14 protein-coding genes are annotated in these 17,589 nt (G+C 71.9%); 6 read left to right on the forward strand and 8 right to left on the reverse strand.

What is annotated here, in order from left to right; genetic code table 11:
• Window positions 1-85: 85 nt before the first annotated feature.
• The gene (locus ABZ318_RS25670) at window positions 86-1,456 is read left to right on the forward strand and encodes an L-serine ammonia-lyase (RefSeq protein ID WP_356904824.1); all 1,371 of its coding nucleotides are present in this window, start codon (window positions 86-88) and stop codon (window positions 1,454-1,456) included.
• Between the two features lie 88 nt (window positions 1,457-1,544).
• On the opposite strand, the gene ABZ318_RS25675 is transcribed toward ABZ318_RS25670, so the two are convergent.
• Window positions 1,545-1,718: a hypothetical protein gene (locus ABZ318_RS25675; RefSeq protein ID WP_356904825.1), complete on the reverse strand. Its 174-nt coding sequence runs from the start codon at window positions 1,716-1,718 to the stop codon at window positions 1,545-1,547.
• A gap of 137 nt (window positions 1,719-1,855) precedes the next feature.
• Window positions 1,856-2,071, reverse strand: coding sequence for an EF-hand domain-containing protein (locus ABZ318_RS25680; RefSeq protein WP_356904826.1), 216 nt, complete (start codon window positions 2,069-2,071; stop codon window positions 1,856-1,858).
• 74 nt (window positions 2,072-2,145) lie between these two features.
• Here ABZ318_RS25680 and ABZ318_RS25685 point away from each other — a divergent pair, with 74 nt between their 5' ends.
• Complete coding sequence (locus tag ABZ318_RS25685; RefSeq protein WP_356904827.1) at window positions 2,146-2,784, forward strand: GNAT family N-acetyltransferase; 639 nt, start codon at window positions 2,146-2,148, stop codon at window positions 2,782-2,784.
• 4 nt (window positions 2,785-2,788) lie between these two features.
• Here the strand turns inward: ABZ318_RS25685 and ABZ318_RS25690 are convergent, their stop codons facing one another.
• The 6 genes from ABZ318_RS25690 to ABZ318_RS25715 all read right to left on the reverse strand — a co-directional run bounded on the left by ABZ318_RS25690 (window position 2,789) and on the right by ABZ318_RS25715 (window position 9,203).
• Complete coding sequence (locus tag ABZ318_RS25690) at window positions 2,789-3,967, reverse strand: hypothetical protein (RefSeq protein ID WP_356904828.1); 1,179 nt, start codon at window positions 3,965-3,967, stop codon at window positions 2,789-2,791.
• Complete coding sequence (locus ABZ318_RS25695) at window positions 3,967-4,764, reverse strand: polysaccharide deacetylase family protein (RefSeq protein ID WP_356904829.1); 798 nt, start codon at window positions 4,762-4,764, stop codon at window positions 3,967-3,969. Before ABZ318_RS25695 ends, ABZ318_RS25690 begins: the two co-directional genes overlap by 1 nt.
• A gap of 386 nt (window positions 4,765-5,150) precedes the next feature.
• The gene (locus tag ABZ318_RS25700) at window positions 5,151-5,666 is read right to left on the reverse strand and encodes an ATP-binding protein (protein WP_356904830.1); all 516 of its coding nucleotides are present in this window, start codon (window positions 5,664-5,666) and stop codon (window positions 5,151-5,153) included.
• A 63-nt stretch (window positions 5,667-5,729) separates the two neighbouring features.
• Complete coding sequence (locus ABZ318_RS25705; RefSeq protein WP_356904831.1) at window positions 5,730-6,497, reverse strand: enoyl-CoA hydratase-related protein; 768 nt, start codon at window positions 6,495-6,497, stop codon at window positions 5,730-5,732.
• A gap of 87 nt (window positions 6,498-6,584) precedes the next feature.
• Window positions 6,585-7,847, reverse strand: coding sequence for an Ig-like domain-containing protein (locus ABZ318_RS25710; protein ID WP_356904832.1), 1,263 nt, complete (start codon window positions 7,845-7,847; stop codon window positions 6,585-6,587).
• 162 nt (window positions 7,848-8,009) lie between these two features.
• Window positions 8,010-9,203: an Ig-like domain-containing protein gene (locus tag ABZ318_RS25715; protein ID WP_356904833.1), complete on the reverse strand. Its 1,194-nt coding sequence runs from the start codon at window positions 9,201-9,203 to the stop codon at window positions 8,010-8,012.
• A gap of 200 nt (window positions 9,204-9,403) precedes the next feature.
• Here ABZ318_RS25715 and glgX point away from each other — a divergent pair, with 200 nt between their 5' ends.
• The 4 genes from glgX to ABZ318_RS25735 form a co-directional block, all read left to right on the forward strand.
• Window positions 9,404-11,608: a glycogen debranching protein GlgX gene (gene glgX / locus ABZ318_RS25720; protein WP_356904834.1), complete on the forward strand. Its 2,205-nt coding sequence runs from the start codon at window positions 9,404-9,406 to the stop codon at window positions 11,606-11,608.
• 61 nt (window positions 11,609-11,669) lie between these two features.
• A complete protein-coding gene (locus ABZ318_RS25725; protein ID WP_356904835.1) occupies window positions 11,670-13,460 on the forward strand; it encodes an ABC transporter ATP-binding protein in 1,791 nt (596 codons plus the stop codon).
• The gene (locus ABZ318_RS25730; RefSeq protein WP_356904836.1) at window positions 13,457-15,295 is read left to right on the forward strand and encodes an ABC transporter ATP-binding protein; all 1,839 of its coding nucleotides are present in this window, start codon (window positions 13,457-13,459) and stop codon (window positions 15,293-15,295) included. Before ABZ318_RS25725 ends, ABZ318_RS25730 begins: the two co-directional genes overlap by 4 nt.
• 478 nt (window positions 15,296-15,773) lie before the next feature.
• Window positions 15,774-17,589: M4 family metallopeptidase (locus tag ABZ318_RS25735; protein ID WP_356904837.1), on the forward strand; the 1,816-nt coding region annotated here is incomplete at its 3' end.

Genomic DNA, 17,589 nt, shown 5'->3' on the forward strand with positions numbered 1-17,589 from the left:
TGCCCCACGCCATGTCTTCACCTACTCACGCTTTTCTGCTCCACCCCGGCAGACAACGGCGTCAGCCCCCACAAGGAGTCCTCCCGTGGCCATCTCGGTCTTCGACCTGTTCTCGATCGGCATCGGCCCGTCGAGCTCCCACACGGTGGGCCCCATGAGGGCTGCCCGGATGTTCGCCCGCCGCCTGAAGAACGAGGGCCTGCTCGCCCACACGGCGTCGATACGGGCGGAGCTGTACGGCTCGCTCGGCGCGACCGGCCACGGCCACGGCACCCCGAAGGCGGTCCTCCTCGGTCTGGAGGGCAACTCGCCGCGCACGGTCGACGTGGAGAGCGCCGACGACGAGTTCGAGCGGATCAAGGCGAGCGGCCGGATCAACCTGCTCGGCGCGCACGAGATCCCGTTCTCGTTCGACGACGACCTGATCCTGCACCGCCGCAAGGCGCTCCCGTACCACGCCAACGGCATGACGGTCTTCGCGTACGACGCCGAGGGCGGGCTCGTGCTGGAGAAGACGTACTACTCGGTCGGCGGCGGCTTCGTCGTCGACGAGGACGCGGTCGACGGACAGAACCCGATCGTCCCCGACGACACCGTCCTGAAGTACCCCTTCCGCACCGGCGACGAGCTGCTCCGCCTCGCGAAGGAGACCGGCCTGTCGATCTCCGCGATGATGCTGGAGAACGAGAAGGCCTGGCGCACCGAGGAGGAGATCCGGGCGGGTCTCCTGGAGATCTGGCGGGTCATGCAGGCCTGCGTCTCGCGCGGCATGTCCCGCGAGGGCATCCTGCCCGGCGGCCTGAAGGTCCGCCGCCGCGCCGCGACCTCCGCCCGCAAGCTGCGCTCCGAGGGCGACCCGGCGGCGCACGCGATGGAGTGGATCACCCTCTACGCGATGGCCGTGAACGAGGAGAACGCGGCGGGCGGCCGGGTGGTCACCGCCCCGACGAACGGCGCGGCCGGCATCATCCCGGCGGTCCTGCACTACTACATGAACTTCGTGCCCGGCGCCGACGAGGACGGCATCGTCCGCTTCCTCCTCGCGGCCGGCGCGGTCGGCATGCTCTTCAAGGAGAACGCCTCGATCTCCGGCGCCGAGGTCGGCTGCCAGGGCGAGGTCGGCTCGGCCTGCTCGATGGCGGCGGGCGCGCTCGCCGAGGTCCTCGGCGGCTCCCCGGAGCAGGTGGAGAACGCGGCCGAGATCGGCATGGAGCACAACCTGGGCCTGACCTGCGACCCGGTCGGCGGCCTGGTCCAGATCCCGTGCATCGAGCGGAACGGCATGGCGGCGGTCAAGGCCGTCACGGCGGCGAAGATGTCGATGCGCGGCGACGGCAGCCACCTGGTCTCCCTCGACAAGGTCATCAAGACCATGAAGGAGACGGGCGCGGACATGAGCGTCAAGTACAAGGAGACGGCGCGCGGCGGCCTCGCGGTGAACATCATCGAGTGCTGAGGCCGTAGGCCGGGACCGCCCCCGGCCGGTGCGCGCCTCCCGGGGCGCGATCGGTCGGGGTTTCCCTTCCGCCGCGCCAGGGCGGTCATCAGCCGGCCCGGAGCGGCGCCCACGGATCGAGGCTCCACACGTCGCCGTCGCCGACGACATCGACGAAGGGATGGCGGAACGCCCGGTCGACCTCGTCGAGCGTCGAGCCGACGCGGAGGCCGTGCAGCTCTCCGGTGGCGAGGAAGGAGGCGAGGAGTTCGACGCCGGTCACGGCCGGTCCTCCGGTTCGTCGACCAGTGCGTGCCCTCGCGCCGGATCAGGGCCGCCCGGGCCCGGCGAGGGCGCCTGCCCGCGACGGCCGGGCGGGCGGCAGCTCGGTGTCGCCGCGCCCGCCCCGGCGGGCCCGGCTCAGGCCTTGTTCAGGTGGCCCCAGAACTCGTCCCAGGACAGCACGCCGTCCCCGTTGTCGTCGCGCTGCTTGATGAGCGCCTCGGCGACCGACTCGGTGACGTTGAAGTCGCCCAGCTGCGCCATGACGTGCTTGTACTCGGCGGCGGTGATGAAGCCGTCGCCGTCCACGTCGAACTTGTTGAATGCCGTGCGTGCCGAGTCGATGTCCGCCACTGCGTCCGCCCCTTCTTGGTGCTTGTCTGACGGAGGTCAGATTAGCTGGCCGCGCGCTGCCGGATGATGGGGGTATGAGCGACGAGGTGGCACGGATCCTGGCGGCGGCCGCACGCGGGGTCTTCCCGCCCCCGGACGGTTCGACGACGGTGGTGGCGCAGCCGGGCCCCCGGGACGCGGGGGTGCTCGCCTTCACGGCGCACTCGGTGGTCTTCGCGGACGCCGATCCGGAGTGGGTGCGGGACGCGCTGGCGGCCACGTCGGGCGACCCGCTCGCGGCGAGCATGAACCCGGGCTTCCTGCTCGCGCTGATGGCCCGCACCGGCCGGCACATGAACACCGTCGACCTGCTCACGGTGGCGGACGCGCTGCCGGGCCCTCCCCCGCTGGAGCTCCGCGAGATCGACGACCCGGGGCACCCGCGGGTGGCGCGGGCGCTGAAGTTCCGCGACGACGTCCGGGTGTGGGCGGCCGACGGCGGGGTGCTGGTCCTGGGCCGGGGCGTCGCGGGCCGCTGGGAGGCGGCGATCGAGGTGGACGAGGGGGTGCGCCACCGGGGCCTGGGGCGGGCCCTGGCGACGGCGGCCCGCCACCTCGTCCCGGGCGGGGTGGTGTGGGCCCAGCAGGCCCCGGGCAACGCCCGCAGCGTCCGCGTCTTCCAGGCGGCGGGCTACCGCCCGGTGGCCTCGGAGGCGCTCCTGATCGCCGGCTGAGCGGCTACCGGAAGATGCCGGTGTGCCCGAGGGAGTAGCGGCCCGGCTGGGGGTAGACGGCGAGGCCGTGGGGGCCGCTGCCGACGGGGATGCGGGCGAGCTGCTTGCCGGTGGTGGTGTCGATCGCGTACACCTCGGAGTCGTAGCGTCCGGAGAGCCACAGGACCTTGCCGTCGGCGGAGACGCCGCCCATGTCGGGGGAGCCGCCGTCCGGGAGCCACCACTTCTTGGTGAGCTTGTTCTGCTGGAAGTCGAAGACGGAGACCGAGCCCTCGCCGCGGTTGGAGACGTACATCTCGCGCGAGTCGCGGCCGACGTAGAGGCCGTGGCAGCCCTTGCCGGTCGGGAGCAGGCCGGGGGTGGTGAACTTCTCGCCGTCCAGGACCCACATGCCGTGGGCCATCATGTCGGCGATGTAGAAGGTCTTGCCGTCCGGGGAGATCTTCACGTCCTGCGGCATGGCGCCCTGGAAGGGCAGCTTCTGCTGGCCGATGACCTCCATCTTCTCGGTGTCGACCTTGAGGAGTTCGCCGGAGAACTCGCAGGAGACGATGAAGTAGCGGCCGTCGGCGGAGAAGTCGGCGTGGTTGACGCCGTAGCAGCTGACGGGGACGGACTTCTTCCGTTCCATGGTGTGCGGGTCGCGGAAGACGAGTTCGCGGTCGAGCGAGGCCATGACGACGGCGTACTTGCCGTTGGGCGTGAAGTAGAGGTTGTACGGGTCGTGGACCTCGACGGGCTTGCCGGCGACGCCGGTGGCCGGGTCGATGGGGGTGAGGGTGTGGCCCCGGTTGTTGTTGACCCAGAGGGTCTTCATGTCCCAGGAGGGGACGACGTGCTGGGGCTGGACACCGACCGGGATGGTCTCGACGACCTGGTAGGTCGTGGGGTCGATGACGGAGACGGTGTTGGAGTTGGTGTTGGGGACGTAGACCCGGGAGGGGAAGTTCCGCACCACCGGGGAGAGCCGGTTCGGCCGGTCGGCGGCGTAGACGTCGTGGGGGTCGAGCAGGGGCGGCATCCCGGGGAGTCCGGCGGGGACGGTGGCCCGCTTGGGCACGGCGGGGGCGGCCTTCTTCACGGGGGCGGCGCCCTCGGGGTGGCTCCCGGTGCCGCAGCCGGCGAGGGCGACGAGGAGGGCGGCGGCGAGGAGGGTCCTGGATCTCTTCTTGAGGTGTGCCATCAGCTCAGCAGCTCCGTGGTGGTGACCGCGCTCAGGCCGCGGCGGTCGAGATCGGCGAGGAGGAGGGGCAGCGCGGCGGCGGTGTCCGGGTAGCCGAAGTGCAGGCTGACGACGGATCCGGCGCGGACCGGCCCGGTGACGTTGCGGACGACGGCCGCGGCGCCGGGCGAGGTGAAGTCGAGCGAGTCGACGTCGTACGAGAGGACGTGCGGGTATCCGGCGCGGCGGGCGGCGCGCAGGACGGCGGGGGCGGCGTTCCGGGTGCGGGAGGGGCGGAACCAGGTGCCGACGGAGCCGGTGAGCCGGCGCAGCCGGGCGGCGCAGGCCTCGATCTCGGCGAGGGCTCCGGCCTCGGTCATGGCGTTGACGTCGGTGTGGTGCTGGGTGTGGTTGCCGAGGTCGTGGCCGCCGTCGAGGACGCGGCGGGCCATGTCGGGGTGCTGGTCGAGCCAGCTGCCGACGGCGAGGACGGTGACGCGGGCGCCGGCCTTCTCCGCCTGGGTGAGGAGCCGGCGGGCGAGGGCGGGGTCGCCCTGGCCGTGGAAGGTGAGGGCGACCCGGGGCCGGTCGCGGGGGCCGTGGGCGATCTCGTCCGGCTGTCCGGGGAAGCGGCGGGGGGCCGGGGCGGCGACGGGCGCGGCGGCGGGACGGTGCGCGGCGGGGGGACGCCCGGTGGCGGGGTGGTGCCCGGCGGCGGGGGCGGGGCGGGGTTCCGTGCCGCAGGCGGTGGAGAGGGCTCCCGCGAGGGCGGCGGCCGCGCCCGCGCGGAGGGCTCCTCGGCGGTCGGTCGGCTTCACGCGACCATTCAAGAGGGATACCGCCCGATTAGCGCCGATTAGGCCAATTCAGGACGTTTACACCTACGCATCGGGCGTCCACCATGCGGACGACCCCCGAAAACACCCAGCGAACCGCATAGTCATTCACTGTTTGCAAGGCGGGTGCTACATGTCACCAACGATTCATCATTGAACTGTCCGCTTTCACCCCAGCTTGCCCCGGTAGGGGCTTTTGGCGGTGAGGCCCCCCGTCTGCCATAGTCGGGGACACGACCCCCATTGACCCGGGCCAGGTCGACACAGCGGCCGTGGATACACCCCCCCGTCCACGACGCACCACAGGGAAGCCCCCACGCGCCCCACCACGGCGCACGGGGGCTTCCGTGCGTCCGGGGGGGTACGTGTCAGCGGTCCGAGACCCGCATCTCGAACCAGGTCGTCTTGCCGCGCGGCGCCAGGTCCACGCCCCAGCGGTCGGCCAGCTTGTCGACGAGGAAGAGCCCGCGGCCGCTGATGTCGAGCTCGTGCACCGGCATCAGACAGGGCAGCCCCCGCGAGGGGTCGCGCACCTCGATCCGGATCCAGCCGCGGCGCCGCTGTAACCGCAGCGCGAAGACACGGGCGCCGGTGTGCCGGACGGCGTTCCCGACGAGCTCCGAGACGAGCAGCACCGCGTGCTCGGCGAGCTGGGGGCCGAGCGCCCACTGCCGCAGCAGGACGTGCTGGGTGAGCCTGCGGGCCACCCACGCGGACTCGGGGCGGGACGGCAGCCGGACGTCCTCCTCGGCCGGATTGCCGTACAACTCCACTGCGTCGGCGGCCTGTTCGTCGTCCGCGACCGGTGACCACCGCGGCGCGGCGGCGCTCGCGCGCTGCCCCGGTTGTTCCCTACCCTCCAGGCCCGCCATGCCCCCCATCATGGCCGCACGGAGCCGTCCGCGGGGGCCGTTCCGGTGGAATCGGCCCCCGCTCGTGAAGGATCGTCAGGCGAACTTCGCCTTCCCCGGGCCCTCCTCGACGAAGCTGCGCATCCCGGTCTCGCGGTCCTCGGTCGCGAACAGGGCGGAGAACCAGGTGCGCTCGATGGCGAGACCGGTGTCGATGTCGGCCTCCAGACCCTGGTCGATCGCCTCCTTCGCGGCCCGCAGGGCGACGGCCGGACCCTGCGCCAGCCTGGCGGCCCAGGCGTGCGCCTGCTCGTACACCTCGGCGGCCGGGACGACCCGGTCGACCAGACCGAGCGTCAGGGCCTCGTCGGCCTTCACCATCCGGCCGGTGAAGATGAGGTCCTTGGCCTTGGAGGGGCCGACGAGCCGGGACAGGCGCTGGGTGCCGCCCGCGCCGGGGATCAGGCCGAGGAGGATCTCCGGCTGGCCCAGCTTGGCGTTGTCGGCGGCGATCCGGTAGTCGGCACAGAGCGCGAGCTCGCAGCCGCCGCCGAGCGCGTAACCGGTGATCGCGGCGACGACCGGCTTCGGGATGCGGGCGACGGCGGTGAAGGAGTCCTGGAGGGCGCGCGAGCGCTTGACCATGGCCACGTGGTCCATGACCTGCATCTCCTTGATGTCCGCGCCGGCCGCGAACACCTTCTCGCCGCCGTAGAGGACCACGGCCCGCACGTCGTCGCGGTCGGTCGCCTCCTGGGCCAGCTCGCGCAGCCGGTCCTGGGTGGCGATGTCCAGGGCGTTCATCGGGGGGCGGTCGAGGCGGATCGTGCCGACGCCATCGGCGACTTCGAGGTTCACAGTCATGGCAGAAGGTTAGTGTCCGTTAACGAGAAGGGGCCCGGTGCTGTTGCTCACAGCACCGGGCCCGCTCACGGGAGCTCTACGGGGGATCTAGGCGATCCACTCCGACCAGTCCATGTTCCAGCCGTTGAGGCCGTTCTCCGGAGTGATCTGCTTGTCCCTGGAGTTCTTCACGATCACGACGTCGCCGATGATCGAGCGGTCGTAGAACCAGGCGGCCGGCGTCGAGCTGTCGCCCGCGCCCCGCGCGTCCTCCAGGCCGACGCAGCCGTGGCTGACGTTGCTGGAGCCGAAGGTGGAGGACGGCGCCCAGTAGTTGCCGTGGACGAAGGTGCCCGAGTTGGACAGGCGCATCGCGTGCGGCACGTCCTTGATGTCGTACTCGCCGCCGAAGCCGACCGTGGCCCCGTTCATGCGGGTCACCTTGTACTTCTCGCTGATGACCATCTGGCCGTTGTACGTGGTCGTGGACGGCGCGCCCGCGGTGATCGGCAGCGTCTTGATGATCGCGCCGTCCCGCTCGACCTTCATCGTCTTGGCGCTCGCGTCGACGGTGGAGACCTGACGGCGGCCGATGGTGAAGGAGATCGACTTCTTCTGCTTGCCGTAGACGCCGGGGCGGCCCTCGACGCCGTCCAGGTTCAGCTCGACCGTGACCTTGGTGCCGGCGGCCCAGTAGTCCTTCGGGCGGAAGTCGAGGCGGTCGTTGCCGAACCAGTGGCCCTCGACCCGGACGGCCGGGACGGCCGTCACCTTGATGGCCTTCTCGACGGCCTCGGGGTCGGTGATGCCCCGGCTGAAGTTGATGGAGACCGGCATGCCGACGCCGACGGTCGAACCGTCCTCGGGCGTGTACTGGCCGATGAAGGTGTTCTTCGGGACCAGCGTGGTGAAGGTGGTGTCCTTCGCCGACTCGCGGCCCTCGCCGTCCTTCGCGATCGCGTGGACCTTGTACTGGGTGGCCGCGGCCAGGTGCGCCTTCGGCGACCAGCTGGCGCCGTCCGCGGCGATCTCGCCCTCGACCTTGTCGCCCTTGGAGTCGGCGACCTCGACCGTGGTCAGCTTGCCCTGCGCCGCGGTGATCTTGAGGGCTCCGCTGGTGGCGACCGAGTCGGCGCCGTCCTTCGGGAGGATCGTCACGACCGCCTGGGAGGCCGCGTTCTCCTGCTTGCCGCCGCCCTGGGCCGCCGAGCCCTGGCCCCCCGTGCCGCCCGTGGCGTTCTCACCGCCGCCGCACGCGGTCAGGACCAGGAGCAGCGCCCCCGCCGCCAGGGCCTGCAGCCTGACGCCCCCGCGTCGGCCGCGCCGCCCCGTCGCCCCTACCGATGCCCCCGATATCGGCTGCCCGTTCACTGTGGTCTTCTCCCCTCGCACGGCCTGGCAATGCCACGGCCCCACCCCCGTGCGCATCCACTCGCGCACACAGCGCTAGATAATCACACCGCAGGACACGAAAGTTCCTCGTGAATGTCACCGTTCGGCACCAGTCGACGTGATACGGGAGACCATCCGGCCTCACCGCAGCGCGGAGCCCGCCTTCCACCGGTCCCAGTCCAGGTTCCAGCCGCCGAGGCCGTTGTCGGGGGCGACCTCCTTGTCGCGGGAGTTGACCACCTCCACCACGTCGCCGACGAGCGTCCGGTCGAAGAACCAGCCCGCGGGCGAGTCCGCGCTGCCGCCCTTCTCGTCCCGGAGGCCCACGCAGCCGTGGCTGACGTTGGCGGAGCCGAAGGTGGAGGACGGCGCCCAGTAGTTGCCGTGCAGGAAGGTCCCCGAGTCGGTCAGGCGCATCGCGTGCGGCACGTCCTTGATGTCGTACTCGCCGCCGAAGCCGACCGTCCTGCCGTCCATCCGGGTCACGTCGTACAGCTCGGTCACGACCATCTTCCCGTTGTACGTGGTGGTCTTCGGCGCGCCCGCCGTGATCGGCACGGTGGCAAGGACCTCGCCGTCCCGCCGGACCTCCATCGTGTGCGCCTCGGCGTCGACCAGGGAGACCTGGGAGCGGCCGACGGTGAAGCCGACCTTCTTGCGCTGGACGCCGTACACCCCGGGCGCCCCCTCGACGTCCCGCAGGGCGAGCTCGACGGTCACCTTCGTGCCGGGCCGCCAGTACGCGGCGGGCCGGAAGTCGAGCCGCTCCTTGCCGAACCAGTGGCCGACGACCTCCACCGGCGGCTCCGAGGTGACGCGGACGGCCCGCTCGACCTCGGCCCGGTTCTCGATCGGCCGGTTGAAGCCGAAGGAGACGATCATGCCGGTGCCGACCGTGGAACGGTTCTCCGGCTTGAAGTAGCCGATGAAGCGGGAGCCGGGGACGACAGTGGTGAAGGTGGTGTGCCGGGCCGAGCGGCGCCCGTGCCCGTCGAGCGCGACCGCGTCCACGCTGTACTTGGCGGCCAGCGCGAGCCGGGTGCCCGGCCGGGGCCGCCAGCGCAGCCCGTCCGCCGAGATCTCCCCGGGGACCTCGGCCCGCAGCCCGTCCTCGACCTGCACGACCGTCACCCGCTCCAGCCGTCCGCTGTCCACCTTCACCTCGACGGGTCCGCCGGCCGGCACCGCCCGGCTGCCGTCCTCCGGACTCACCCGGATGACGTCGCCCGGGGCCCGCGCCTTGCCCGGCAGGCTGACCCCGACGCCCCCCTCGCCGTCCGCCCCGGTGCAGCCCGCGAGGCCCGTCACAAGCCCCGCCACCAGTCCCGCTGCCATGAGGGCGCGCCCCGCTCGCTTCCATACGCATGTCACGCCCGGCCCAACGACGGCCACCCTCCAGGGGAAACGTGCGTGCGGGTCATGTTGGGAGGACGGCCGTGCGGGAAGAACAGGGGGAGAACCACGCGCGGGACCGGCGGCCGGGACGCCGCCGGTCACACGCGTGCGGGCCCGACGAGCCGCGGGAGGCCGGGACGGTGGCGAGCGCAGCCGAGCAGGAGGCGGTGTCCGAGCATGCCCTGGAGCGGGCCGTGCCGCCGGTGTGGCCGGGGGCACCGACCCCCTTGGGGGCCCGCTGCCGGGTCGGCCCCGGCGGGGTGACGGGCACCAACTTCGCCCTGTGGGCGGGCGGGGCGGAGGCCGTGGAGCTGTGCCTCTTCGACGCCGACGGCACGGAGACACGACTCCGGCTGACCGAACTCACGCACGAGATCTGGCACGGCTTCGTGCCGGGCGTCGGACCGGGGCAGCGGTACGGCTACCGGGTGCACGGCCGCTGGGACCCGTGGACGGGCGCCCGCTGGAACCCGGCGAAGCTGCTCCTCGACCCGTACGCCCGGGCCGTCGACGGCGACTTCGCGGCGCTGCCCCCGGAGGCGTACGGGCACGTCCGGGACTGGCCGCAGCAGCACGTGGCCGACACCGTCCGCGACGAGCGGGACTCCGCCCCGTACGTCCCCAAGGGGGTCGTCGTCCACGACGACGACGACTGGTCCGACGACCGCAGGCCCAAGACGCCCTGGCAGGACTCGGTCATCTACGAGCTGCACGTCAAGGGCTTCACGAAACTGCACCCCGGCATCCCCGAACACCTGCGGGGCACGTACGCGGGGCTCGCCCACCCCGCCGCGATCGACCATCTCGTACGCCTCGGGGTGACGGCGGTCGAGCTGCTGCCGGTCCACCAGTTCGCTCACGAGGACCACCTGCTGCGGCGCGGGCTGCGCAACTACTGGGGCTACAACTCGATCGGCTACTTCGCCCCGCACGCCGGCTACTCCTCCTCCGGGACGAGCGGGCAGCAGGTCGGCGAGTTCAAACGGATGGTGCGGGCGCTGCACGCGGCCGGGATCGAGGTCATCCTCGACGTCGTCTACAACCACACGGCGGAGGCGGGCGAGCTCGGCCCCACCCTCTCTCTGAAGGGCATCGACAACCGCGGCTACTACCGGCTCCAGTCCGACGCCCGCCGGTACGCCGACTACACGGGCTGCGGCAACACCCTGCACGTCGTGCAGCCGCAGGTCCTCCGTCTCATCACCGACTCCCTGCGCTACTGGGTGACCGAGATGGGCGTCGACGGCTTCCGCTTCGACCTCGCGGCGGCCCTGGCCCGCTCGATGCACGACGTCGACATGCTGTCCCCCTTCCTGGCCGTCATCGCCCAGGACCCGGTCCTGCGCCGGGTCAAACTGATCGCCGAACCGTGGGACGTCGGCAACGGCGGCTACCAGGTCGGCGCCTTCCCGCCCCTGTGGACCGAGTGGAACGACCGCTACCGGGACGCCGTCCGGGACTTCTGGCGCGGGGCGCTGCCCGACGTGCGGGACCTCGGCTACCGGCTGTCCGGCTCCAGCGACCTGTACGCCTGGGGCGGGCGCCGCCCGTACGCCTCCGTCAACTTCGTCACCGCCCACGACGGCTTCACCCTCCGCGACCTGGTCACGTACGAACGCAAGCACAACGAGGCCAACGGCGAGGGCAACCGGGACGGCACCCACGACAACCGCTCATGGAACTGCGGCGCGGAGGGCGAGACCGACGACCCCGGCATCAACGCCCTGCGCCTGCGCCAGCAGCGCAACCTGCTGACCACCCTCCTCCTCTCCACCGGCGTCCCGATGCTCGTCGCCGGCGACGAGATGGGCCGCACCCAGGGCGGCAACAACAACGCCTACTGCCAGGACAACGAGCTCGGCTGGCTCGACTGGTCGCTCCCGGACGATCCCGGCCGGGCCGACCTGCTCGCCCTTGCCCGCCGGCTCCTCTCCCTCCGCCACCGCCATCCGGTGCTGCGCCGCAGGGCCTTCTTCTCCGGCCGGCCGCAGGGCGCGGACGGGCTGCGGGACCTGGCCTGGTTCACCGCCGAGGGCACCGAGATGACGGAGCGGGACTGGTACGCGCCGACGGCCACGCTCGGCCTCTACCTGTCGGGCCGCGACATCCCGGGGCGGGACGCGCGGGGCGAGCAGATCACCGACGACAGCTTCCTCGCCGTCCTCCACGCCGGCCACCGCCCCCTGGAGTTCCGGCTGCCGGGGCCGCCGTGGGCGGAGTCGTACGAGCTGGTCGTCGACACGGCACGGGACGACCAGTCGACGCCCCCGGCCACCCGCCATCCGGGCGGCGGGACGCTCACGGTGGGGGCCCGGTCGGTGGTGCTGCTGCGGGTCCGCGAGTAGTCCGCCGGGCGGGGGAAAATCGAATGAGACGTGTCAGTGGTGAACCGTATGGTCGGACCTGATGCCCGAGAAACCGATCCCCCCGCACCCCGACCGCTCGACGGTCCGTGTCCTGCTCCGTCTCTGGCCGTACGTGCGGCCCGTGCGGGGTCGGCTCGTCACGGCCGCGATCGTCGCGATCGTCGCCTCCTGTCTGTCGCTCGTCATCCCGATCGTCCTGAAGTGGCTGGTCGACGGACCCGTCGCGGACCGGGACCCGGGGGGCGTCTGGCTCGGCGCGCTGTACCTGCTGCTCCTGGGGATCGTCGAGGCCGTCCTGTTCGGCTTCCGCCGCTGGCTGGTGGCCCGCCCGCTGTCCGCCGTGGAGGCCAGGATGCGGGCCGACCTGTACGGCAGGCTCCAGCGGCTCCCGATCGCCTTCCACGACCGGTGGGCCTCCGGGCAGCTGCTCTCGCGCGGCACGACGGACCTGATGCTGGTCCGGATGTTCCTGGCCTTCCCGCTGACGTTCCTCCTGGTCAATGGCGTGATGATCCTGGCCGGTTACGTCCTCCTCCTGTCCCAGGACTGGACCCTCGGCCTCGTGCTCCTCACGCCCGTGCTCCCGCTCGTGCTCGTCTCCAACCTCTTCGAGCGCCGGTACGGGGTGGTGGCGCGCCGGGCCCAGGACCAGGTCGGCGACCTGACGACGGTCGTCGAGGAGAGCGTCCTCGGCATCCGGATCGTGAAGGGCTTCGGCCGCCACCGCAGCCAGGCGAAGGCGTTCCGCGAGCTCTCCGGGCACCTCCGCGGCACGGAACTGGCCAAGGCGCGGCTGCTCGCCATGATCTGGGCCGTCATCACCGTCGTACCGGAACTGGCCATCGGGGCCGCGCTCGTGCTCGGCACGGTCCAGGTCGCCGACGGGGAGCTGTCGGCGGGCACCCTCGTCGCGTTCCTGTCGACGGCCCTGGCGCTGCGCTGGCCGGTGGAGTCGATCGGATTCCTCCTCGCGATGAGCCAGGAGGCGGCGACCGCGACGGAACGCTACTTCGAGGTGATGGACGCCGAGGAGGAACCGGACACGGCCGACGCCACCGGCGACGGCGGGGTCCCGGACGGGGTCCCGGACGGGGTCCGCTTCGAGGGCGTCACCTTCCGCTACCCGGACGCCCCCGAGGGGACGCCCCCCGTCCTGGACGGCATCGACCTCCACATCCGCCCCGGCGAGACCCTGGCCCTGGTCGGCGGCACCGGCTCCGGCAAGACGACCCTCACGGCCCTCGTGCCGCGCCTGCACGAGGCGACGGCCGGCCGCATCCTCCTCGACGGCGAGGACATCGCCCTCATGGAACGGGAGAAGCTCCGCTCCCTCGTCTCCATGGCGTTCGAGGAGCCGACGCTGTTCTCCGCGAGCGTCGGCGAGAACGTCCTGATGGGCGCGGAAGGAGCCGGTGATCCGGAGCTGCGCCGCGCCCTGGGCGTCGCCCAGGCGGACGGCTTCGTCGACCGGCTGCCCGAGGGGACGGCGACCCAGGTCGGCGAGCAGGGCCTCAGCCTCTCCGGCGGCCAGCGGCAGCGGCTCGCCCTGGCCCGCGCGGTGGTCGGCAAGCCCCGCTTCCTGGTCCTGGACGACCCGCTGTCGGCGCTCGACGTCCACACGGAGGCCCGGGTCGAGGCGGCCCTGCGGGAGGTCCTCAAGGGGACGACGGCCCTGGTCGTGGCGCACCGCCCGTCGACGGTGATGCTCGCCGACCGGGTCGCGCTGCTCTCGCGCGGCCGGATCGCGGCCGTGGGCACCCATCAGGAACTGTTGCGCGGCAGCGCCGAGTACGCCTGGCTGATGTCCGGCGAGGGGGACGAGAACCGATGACGGACACCACGCTCCAGGAGAAGACGAAGGCCCCGGCCGAACCGTCGGACCCCTTCGACCGCGACGACCTGCCCGCACCCCCGGGAGCGACCGGGGCCCTGCTCCGCTCCCTCCTCTCACCCCACCGCACGCGGGTCGTGATCGCGGTCCTGGTCCTCCTCGTCAGGGAGGCGGCGCTGCAGGCGGGCCCGCTGCTCGTCGCGTACGCCATCGACCGCGGCGTCCCGGCCTTCCGCGCGGGGGACCACGGCCCCGTCGTCGCCGTCGCCGTCGGCTACCTCCTGTGCGCCGTCCTGTCGGGCGTCCTCCAGTACGCCTTCGTGCGCGGAGCCGCCCGCATCAACCAGGACGCGCTGCTCGACCTGCGCGGCCGGATCTTCCGGCACTCCCAGCTCCTCAGCGTCGACTTCCACGAGCGCTACACCTCGGGCCGGCTGATCTCCCGCTCGACCACGGACGTCGAGTCCCTCCGCGAGCTGCTCTCGGAGGGCCTGCAGGAACTGATCGGCGTGGTCCTCTCCTTCGTCTCGATCTCCCTCGTCCTCCTCTGGCTGGACTGGGGCATCGGGGCGGTGGCGGTCGCCTCCTTCCTCCCCCTCCACCTCCTCGTCCGGGTCTACCAGCGGCGCGCGGGCGAGGTGTACGCGGAGCGTTCCACGGCCATCGCGGGCGTGATCGTGAAGTTCGCGGAGACGATGAACGGCATCCGTCCGGTCAGGGCGTTCCGCCGCGAGCGGGCCAACGACGCCGAGTTCGCGGCGCTCAACCGCCGCCACGAGCGGAGCAACGGCGACGCCCTCCTCGAAATGGCCCGCTATGTGACCGGCTCGCGCCTGGTGGCGAACACGGCGGTGGCCGGCATGTGCCTCTGGGGCGCGTACCGGGTGGCGGCCGGCTCCCTCGAACTGGGCGTCCTGGCCGCGGCGGTCCTCTACATGCGCCGGCTGTACGACCCGATCGACCGCCTGGGCATGTTCCTGAACTCGTACGAGTCGGCGGCGGCGTCCCTCGGCAAGATCGCCGGCCTCCTGGCCCAGGAACCGGGAGTCCCGGAGACGACGACGCCCCACGAACTCCCCCACCGCACGGGAGCACCCGGCAGGGACATCACGTTCGAAGGGGTCAGGTTCGCCTACCGAACGGGCGGCGAGGTCCTCCCGAGCTTCGACCTGACGATCCCGGCGGGCCAGACGGTCGCGGTGGTCGGCGCGACGGGCGCGGGCAAGTCGACGCTGGCGAAACTGCTGGCCCGCTTCTACGACCCGACGGAAGGCCACGTCAGGCTCGACGGGGTGGACCTCCGCGACCTCACGACCCCCGACCTCCGCCGCGGGATCGTGATGGTCACCCAGGAGGCGTTCCTCTTCTCCGGCACGGTCGCGGAGAACATCGCGATCGGCCGCCCGGACGCGACCCGCGACGAGATCGAGGCCGCGGCGAAGGCCATCGGGGCGCACGAGTTCATCATGAGCCTCCCGGACGGCTACGACACGGACGTCCGCAAGCGCGGTGGCCGGATCTCCGCGGGCCAGCGCCAGTTGGTGGCCTTCGCCCGCGCTCTCCTCGCGGACCCGGCGGTCCTGATCCTGGACGAGGCGACCAGCTCCCTGGACGTACCGGGCGAGCGGGCGGTGCAGCGGGCGATGGACACGGTCCTGGCGGGCCGTACGGCGGTGGTCATCGCCCACCGCCTGTCGACGGTCGAGGTGGCGGACCGGGTCCTGGTGATGGAGTCGGGTCGGATCGTCGAGGACGGCCCTCCGTCGACCCTGGTGAAGGGCGAGGGCCATTACGCGGGCCTGCACCAGGCGTGGCGGGACAGCCTGGTGGGCTGAGGTCCGGCGACCCCCTGCCCGTCCCCCACTCCGATCCCCGGACGGCGCGCAGAGGGAACAGAATCAGCCACGGCCCGACGCGATGCGGTCGGCCGGTCCGTACCCCCTCCTCGACGCCCCCGCCCATGACAGGGGCGTCGAGCTCAGCCGGAAACGCTCTTCGAATTCGGCCCCACGGAACGTCGGACGACATCGCGACCATGATCGAGGAAACGTCCGGTTAACGAACACGGACATTCGGACAGCGGACGATTTCCAGCCAACTTCCCGCCACAGTCCTGACAGGTCCCCGTCATTCCTGTCACTCTCTCCCCGGCTCTTCGCACCACTGTTCACCGCGTCACCCGAACGGGTTCGGACCCTCTGGGCCCCGATCCGCCGGGTTCCGCGTCGCACGTACCTGCTCCACAGCTCTCCTTGCTCCGCCCGGACGGGCTCACCCAAGTCCGCCGGTACCCCCCTCGCTTAAGGAGTCTGCGTGAGATCCACGCCCAGCCGTCGCGCCACCGCGACCGGCGCTCTGATCGCCGCCGCCGCCATGCTCACCCTCGGCGTCCAGGCCGGCCCCGCCTCGGCCGGCACCTTCGGGGCTGCCCCTGCGGCGCAGTCCATCGGCAAGGTCAACCCGGGCAAGCTCCCGGCCGACCTCTCCCCCGCCCAGCGCGCCGCGCTCATCAAGGCGGCGGACGCCGACAAGGCCGCCACGGCCAAGTCCCTCGGCCTCGGCGCCCAGGAGAAGCTGGTCGTCCGCGACGTCGTCCAGGACCGCGACGGCACGACCCACACGCGCTACGAGCGCACCTACGCCGGGCTGCCCGTCCTCGGCGGTGACCTGATCGTCGCCGAGTCCAAGGCCGGCGCCACGACCGGGGTCATCAAGTCCAACCGCGCCGAGCTCAAGAACGTCGACCTCGCCGCCGACGTCGCCCCGGCCGCCGCCGAGAAGCAGGCCCTCGGCCTCGCCGCCGCGGAGGGCTCCAAGAAGGCCGCCGCCGACCGCGCCCCGCGCAAGGTCGTGTGGATGGCCCAGGGCGCGCCCGTCCTCGCGTACGAGACCGTCGTCGGCGGCCTCCAGCACGACGGCACCCCGAACGAGCTGCACGTCGTGACGGACGCGAAGACCGGCGCGAAGCTCTACGAGTGGCAGGCCATCGAGACCGGCATCGGCAACACGCAGTACAGCGGCCAGGTGACCCTCGGCACCGCGCCCTCGTACTCGCTGACCGACACCACGCGCGGCAACCACAAGACGTACAACCTCAACGGCGGTACGTCGGGCACCGGGACGCTGTTCACCAACACCACGGACACGTGGGGCAACGGCCTCCCCTCCAACAAGGAGACCGCGGGCGCGGACGCGCACTACGGCGCCGCCCTCACGTGGGACTACTACAAGAGCGTCCACGGCCGCTCCGGCATCCGCGGTGACGGCGTCGGCGCGTACTCCCGCGTCCACTACGGCAACGCGTACGTGAACGCGTTCTGGTCCGACTCCTGCTTCTGCATGACGTACGGCGACGGCACCAACAACGCCAAGCCGCTCACCTCCATCGACGTGGCCGCGCACGAGATGACGCACGGCGTCACCTCCAACACCGCCGGCCTGGTCTACAGCGGCGAGTCCGGCGGCCTCAACGAGGCCACCTCGGACATCATGGCGGCGGCCGTCGAGTTCTACGCCAACAACGCCAACGACAAGGGCGACTACCTCGTCGGCGAGAAGATCGACATCCGCGGCAACGGCACCCCGCTGCGCTACATGGACAAGCCGAGCAAGGACGGCTCGTCCAAGGACGCGTGGTACTCGGGCATCGGCTCCATCGACGTCCACTACTCCTCGGGCCCGGCGAACCACTTCTTCTACCTGCTCTCCGAGGGCAGCGGCGCCAAGACCGTCAACGGCGTGAGCTACGACTCGCCGACCTCCGACGGCCTCCCGGTCACGGGCATCGGCATCGACAAGGCCCGCCTGATCTGGTTCAAGGCGCTCACCACCAAGTGGAACTCCTCGACCAACTACGCCGGCGCCCGCACGGGCACCGTCGCGGCGGCCACCGAGCTGTACGGCGCCGGCAGCGCCGAGGTCACGGCCGTCGAGAACGCCTGGGCCGCGGTCAACGTCGGCTCGCGCCCCGGCGGCCCCGGCGGCGGCACGGTGTTCACCAACGACGCCGACGTCTCCATCCCGGACAACGGCGTCGCGGTCACCTCCTCCGTCACCGTCAGCGGCGTCGCGGGCAACGCGCCCTCGACCCTCAAGGTCGGCGTGGACATCGTCCACACCTACATCGGTG

It is taken from the genome of Streptomyces sp. NPDC006197 (assembly GCF_040613865.1).
GTDB lineage: Bacteria > Actinomycetota > Actinomycetes > Streptomycetales > Streptomycetaceae > Streptomyces.